The sequence below is a fragment of the Psychrobacter sp. NPDC078929 genome (assembly GCF_050267985.1).
Taxonomy (GTDB): Bacteria; Pseudomonadota; Gammaproteobacteria; order Pseudomonadales; family Moraxellaceae; genus Psychrobacter.
This window is the reverse complement of the sequence record NZ_JBNNFX010000041.1, coordinates 1-5,879: the sequence shown is the minus strand read 5'-3', so window position 1 is coordinate 5,879 and position 5,879 is coordinate 1. Positions and strand designations below refer to the sequence as shown.

The 5,879-nt window shown below is 37.5% G+C and carries 4 protein-coding genes; 3 read left to right on the top strand and 1 reads right to left on the bottom strand.

Translation table 11 applies throughout. The features are described from left to right. Nucleotides 1-81 precede the first annotated feature (81 nt). The 3 genes from ACQKCG_RS13610 to ACQKCG_RS13600 are packed head-to-tail and all read left to right on the top strand — an operon-like array spanning nt 82 to nt 4,288. Entirely contained in the window at nt 82-960 is an 879-nt protein-coding gene (locus ACQKCG_RS13610) for an HNH endonuclease domain-containing protein (RefSeq protein ID WP_427585484.1), read from the top strand. Between the two features lie 32 nt (nt 961-992). After that, on the top strand, nt 993-1,388 hold the full coding sequence (locus tag ACQKCG_RS13605) for a (deoxy)nucleoside triphosphate pyrophosphohydrolase (RefSeq protein WP_427585483.1): 396 nt from the start codon (nt 993-995) through the stop codon (nt 1,386-1,388). Continuing rightward, nucleotides 1,388-4,288, top strand: coding sequence for a DUF3427 domain-containing protein (locus tag ACQKCG_RS13600; protein WP_427585482.1), 2,901 nt, complete (start codon nt 1,388-1,390; stop codon nt 4,286-4,288). Before ACQKCG_RS13605 ends, ACQKCG_RS13600 begins: the two co-directional genes overlap by 1 nt. 125 nt (nt 4,289-4,413) lie before the next feature. On the opposite strand, the gene ACQKCG_RS13595 is transcribed toward ACQKCG_RS13600, so the two are convergent. Next, entirely contained in the window at nt 4,414-5,130 is a 717-nt protein-coding gene (locus tag ACQKCG_RS13595) for a 3'-5' exonuclease (protein WP_427585481.1), read from the bottom strand. Nucleotides 5,131-5,879: the final 749 nt, after the last annotated feature.

Here is a 5,879-nt window from a genome sequence, read left to right as displayed (position 1 = left end):
CGCTAAAGCGTGTCTTTTTCATAGGATTCTCCTGCTGGTGTATTTTAGCAGTTAATCTCTATTTGTAAGTGTTCTTATTTATTGGGGGGATTACCGACACAAGCATTACCATACTCAGATCAAAGTAGTGATTCTGTACTCAGACAAAGCAGTACAACAGGTCAGGCTAGTGTTATTAATAGCATTCTAGGTTTGCAGCATAAAACTAAGACAACCAGTCTGGCTATAGCTCACACACAAAATATCAAACTATGGCAATCCACTATCAAAGATATTTCCTCGACTATCAAAAAGTACCCTGCAAGGTATCTGCAAAGTGCGGAAGACAAAGTTAGTCGTGAGTTCTTATATGTTTATGACTCAAAATCAAAGGTAGTAACTTTAAAGCCTGGCATTGCATACTGTTTTACACGCTTTAGTAAAATAATTAATAAGCTATGTCAGCAATACTGGACAGAGTTCGTACGCAAGAACAGTCGTAACCAAATACATTTTAGCGATGATATTGATTTACAGCAGTTCTTGTTTAACCAGTCGCGCCAAGGTCTAAAAGTGTTAATACCTATACTGATTGATACTCAGCAGGGACAGTGCTTCTATTGTCATAAACCCTTGATAAACAATATCGAAGTTGATCACTTTATTCCTTGGTCGAAATATCCAATTGATACGACTCATAACTTCGTACTTACGGATCATAGCTGCAATAATAGTAAGCGTGATTATCTGGCTGAAGAGCTATTTTATGAAAAGTGGCTAGAACGCAATCAACAACACGGCCATATGATTGAACAGGAAGCAAAAATTATTGGTTTTACGACCAATCAACTTCGCTCTGAAACAATCAGCCAGTGGGCTTATCAAATAGCAGTGGAACACGAGGACCTAGTCTGGTCACCAGAACCAAGTATAAAACTACGAACTATTAACCCTAGTTTACTGCCTAGGCTTAGGGGCTGATAAGTAAACTTATTATTATCTACTGGACTAAAATGAAGACTATAGAAGTTGTTGCCGCCATTGTTGTTAATGATGGGGAAATACTGTGCGCTCAACGTTGCAAAAATAAGCTGGATTATCTTTCTGAGAAATTTGAGTTCCCAGGAGGTAAGTTGGAAAGGGATGAAACGCTAGAACAAGCATTAGCTCGCGAGATGAGAGAAGAGCTTGATATGTCGATTAGCGTTGATCGCCTATTACTAACAGTTGAGCATGTGTATCCAGACTTTAAAATTATTATGCACAGCTTCATTTGTTATACGCAAAGCCGTGCTTTGTTGTTGAATGAACATTTACAAGTGCTTTGGCTAGGTGTAAATGAGCTTGATACACTGGATTGGGCTGCTGCTGATCTTCCAATTGTAGAGCAGCTAAAGGCTATTATGTAATGAGCAATAAAATACAAGAGTTACAAAATGCGTTGGTCTCTGGTTTCATAGATCATACGCGAGCTTCGAAGCATACTTTTAAACCAGAATTACTAGTTAATGATAGTCAAGGTAGAAAGGTTTTAACTTCAATTAATACACATTTGCAATTCTGCGATAAGTTTTGGTTCTCTGTTGCATTTGTCACCACCAGTGGTATCGCTTGTCTAAAGCAAGAGTTGATGGAACTTGAAAGAAAAGAGATTCCTGGACGTATACTTGTTTCGCAGTACCTCAATTTCACCCAACCAGAAGCATTGCGTGAACTACTGAAGTTTAAAAATTTAGATGTGCGAATTGCAATAGATTCTAATTTCCATGCGAAAGGATATCTATTTAGCTCATCCGATATCCATCATTTAATTATTGGCAGCAGCAATCTAACAGCAAACGCTTTGACATCAAATAAAGAATGGAATTTGAAGGTAAGCTCTAGTAACTTTGGTTCTCTTTCTCAACAAGCTATACGTGAATTCACTAAAGAGTTTGACTCTGCATTGCCTGTAACATCCGACTTTATTGAGCGTTACGAACTACTATACCAACAAGCCAAGGCGCTCTCTCAGCAAATAAAACAAGAGCATAGTCAGGAGTCTGAAAAATCTATTGAACCAAATAAGATGCAGCAAGAAGCACTGGGGAATCTGGCTACTTTACGTGCAGAGGGTAAAAACAAAGCGTTACTGATTTCTGCTACTGGGACCGGGAAAACGTACCTTTCTACCTTTGATGCACTGAATGTAAATCCTAAACGCTTACTGTTTATTGTTCATCGTGCCAACATAGCTAAAAAAGCTTTGCAGACCTATCAAACCATTTTTAAAAATGACAAAACGTTTGGTTTGTATAGTGGTCAAGCAATGGACTCTGAGAGTGATTATATATTCTCAACCATACAAACTCTCTCTAGAGAGAATCATTTAGCAAAGTTTGCTCCTGATGCGTTTGATTATATTGTTATTGATGAAACTCATCGTGCTAGCGCCTCATCGTATCAAAAAATATTGGATCACTTTACCCCTAAGTTTCTTTTGGGTATGACGGCAACCCCAGAGCGGACTGATGATAGTGACGTATTTGAGATTTTTGATCACAATATTGCTTATGAGATTCGCTTACAAAAAGCGCTAGAAATGGATATCTTAGCGCCATTCCATTATTACGGTGTGACAGATCTGAGTATTGATGGCGAATCTGTAGATGACACATCAATGCTCAATCTGCTTATCAGAGAAGATCGCGTTAAGCACATTCTTCATTATATCGATCGCTATGGTTGTGACAATGGTGACGTTCGCGGCCTTATATTTTGCTCTAATATTCAAGAATGTAAGGCTTTGGCTGAGATCTTTAATATGCATGGTTTACCATCCATTGCATTGACTGGAGAGAGCTCAGAAGAACAACGTGATCTTGCAGTAGAACGTTTAGAATCCTGTAATCCATTATATAAGCTTGATTATATTTTTTCTGTTGGTATTTTCAATGAAGGAATCGATATTCCCTGTATTAATCAGATTGTGATGCTGCGGCCAACAGAGTCGGCAATCATTTTCGTTCAGCAGCTAGGTCGAGGTCTAAGAAAGGCACAAGATAAAGACTATCTTACCGTCATCGACTTTATTGGTAACTATAAAAACAATTTCATGGTACCTATCGCTTTATACGGTGATGAGTCCTACAACAAGGATACACTGCGTCGCTTATTAGCTAGAGAAAGTTGTTTCATTCCAGGCTCGTCCACAGTAAGTTTTGACAGAGTTGCAAAAGAGCGTATCTATCAAGCGATTGATACTGCAAATCTACAAACCAAAAAAGATCTATTGAAAGACTATAACTTACTTAAATATAAGTTAGGTTACGCACCTATGATGATGGACTTTATTCGTCATGGTTCCCGCGATCCTTTCTCGTATGTGGAGTATGCCAAATCTTTTTATCATTTTGCCAAGCAGCAAGAAAAAGATGCATTACCGACTTTAAACGATAACGAACTAAAACTGATTAGTATCTTCTCAAAAGACATTAATAACAGCAAGCGTATTGAAGAAAGCTTAGTGCTAAAAGCTCTTCTTACGGAAGAAGTTGTTACGGTTGATGCTTTGGCATTGATTATAAAAGAGCGATACGGTTATAAGATGAACTCTGATATCGTATCGTCAGTGCTTAACAACCTCAACTTAGGTTTTGTGACCGAAAAACATGAAAAAGAATTAAAGCCTGTAGGTGAAATTTATGGTTTTAATGTGGTTGAATTAAAAGAGGATACGTTCTGTTGGCATCCTGACTTCTTAGTTTATTTAGCCAACGCCACTTTTGAGCAGTTTTTAATAGATAATACAGATTATGCTATTCACAAGTACAGTGAGCAGTTCAAGCTGTCTGATTTTTTTGATGGTTTTCAGCTATATCGCAAGTATTCACGTAAAGATGTTTTTAGGATTTTAAATTGGTTTCAAAATCCAGTTGCGCAGAACGTTGGTGGGTATATGGTTAGCCAAGATAAAACCAATTGCGCTATCTTTGTGAACTATCATAAATCTGAGGACATCGCTGACACTATAAAATATGAAGATGACTTCATTAATGAGTCTGTATTTAGTTGGATGTTTAAATCGAGACGAACGTTAAACAGTCCAGAAGTACAGTTATTCAAAGCTCATCATAGTGGATTTCGTATTCCTTTATTTATTAAGAAACACAACGACGAAGGAAATGACTTTTATTATATGGGCGACATGTCACCAAGAGCTGAAAGCTTTGAACAAACCACTATCTCTGGCGTTTCTGTGGTGAAAGTCGAGTTTGATATGCATACAGAGGTTCGAAGTGATATCTATAAGTACTTAATTGATGAGTAGAAAAGTAAGATTTATCGCTTGAAATTTCTGATGGTTTTGAATGGATTATTCTAATCTGCTAAGCCTATTCTACAATAAGCTTAGCTGCCTAGATTTTTTTAGTGATAACGAGTGTATAAGTAATTTTATACTAACCCTAACGCCTGCTCACATGCTTCAGCTAAATAAAGGTCAATCGTATCCTGTTTCAGTAGCCACTTTAGATATCCAGCTCCATCCGAATGAGTGGCTAAATCTGAAATAGCCTTACCCTTATATTTTCCAAAACTTAGATGCGTGGGTACACGAGCCATTTGACTAAAATCATATAAGCTTTTCACATCACTTATCTCATGACCTTGGCTATTAGCCAAATCAATCAGACTGCCAAGCACCAGCTGAGTAAAGTAAATATCAGCAATGGCAGCATGTGCATGCCTTGCCTGGCTACGCGCTATATCTCGATGAAAGTGATAGAGGAGGGATACTAGTTTATGGCTCTCAAGCGTAGGAAGAAGGAAGTTAGCCATAGCATTGCTACATATCAACTTAGGTGTATGAGATACGCCTGCATTTTTGAGAACTGCCATATCAAAATCAATATTGTGACCAATCAAGTACTCAACATTGTTAGGCAGTCTAAAATCAGTATGAGGTGGCTCATCTGCCACATCCTCATCACATATATGTGATATCGCCATAGACCCCAAGCTGATTTCTTTCAGTGGGTTAAAACGCTTAGCTCTTGGGTCTTGTAGTACATCTACCTTGCCGTTATTAATCTCAACAATAGAGTAGGCTGCTTCAGTCATGTGTGGCTCAACAAGCCCTGTTGTTTCGGTGTCTAGTATGTACGTGGTCATAATTAGCCTTGATAAATATGAGGAGTTTAGCAGTCTGTTATAAGTGGTTCCATTGTATCAGTCTGTTTTAAGTGGTCTGTTAATAGGTTTAAAGGGTGAGATGACTAGTTCCTGTGGGGTATACTTAAAAATTATGCTTTTCATATGCATATGCATACTATCTATTTGTGATATTATATATATTCGTTATATTAAATATTTAAAGTTGGCTATTAAAATAAGAGAGGGTTCCGTTAACCTTCTTATGTTGTTTATCCAGGTTGTAAATAATGGAGCTAATACTATGAAACAGGAAATGCAACATCATTCAGAGAACGACCTAGGAGCCAAACCTGCGGACGAACTTGACGCAATTACGGCTGAGGATGAGTTAAACCATCTTGCAGAGCAAACATCTAATAAGTCTGGTTGGTATGACGTAAAGTGTGGAGTATGTGGGCGAGTGTGTTGTTCCCGATGTACTGCGGATGGGGATATTAATCGTTGCGCGAAAACTAGGTTTAATGCATGTAGTGTTTGCAATCATCCATCTTCGCAGCACTACCGAACTAATCACTGAATTTAATAAAGCTTTAATATGAGATTTTTTTCATTATATTCTTTATTTTTAGAACATATTTTTTTGTTAAAGATTAATTATTAGCAATAAAAAGCATATAGTCACCTGACCACAAAAATGTTATAAAATAAATCAACTAAACGATTACCACAATAAATAACCATGACTTACTCCCTAGATTATCGCAAAC

What these genes read in the sequence shown, in the direction of transcription:
- ACQKCG_RS13605 (WP_427585483.1), top strand. Translation starts at nt 993, where the DNA reads ATGAAGACTATAGAAGTTGTTGCCGCCATTGTTGTTAATGATGGGGAA.
- ACQKCG_RS13600 (WP_427585482.1), top strand. Translation starts at nt 1,388, where the DNA reads ATGAGCAATAAAATACAAGAGTTACAAAATGCGTTGGTCTCTGGTTTC.
- ACQKCG_RS13595 (WP_427585481.1), bottom strand. Translation starts at nt 5,130, where the DNA reads ATGACCACGTACATACTAGACACCGAAACAACAGGGCTTGTTGAGCCA.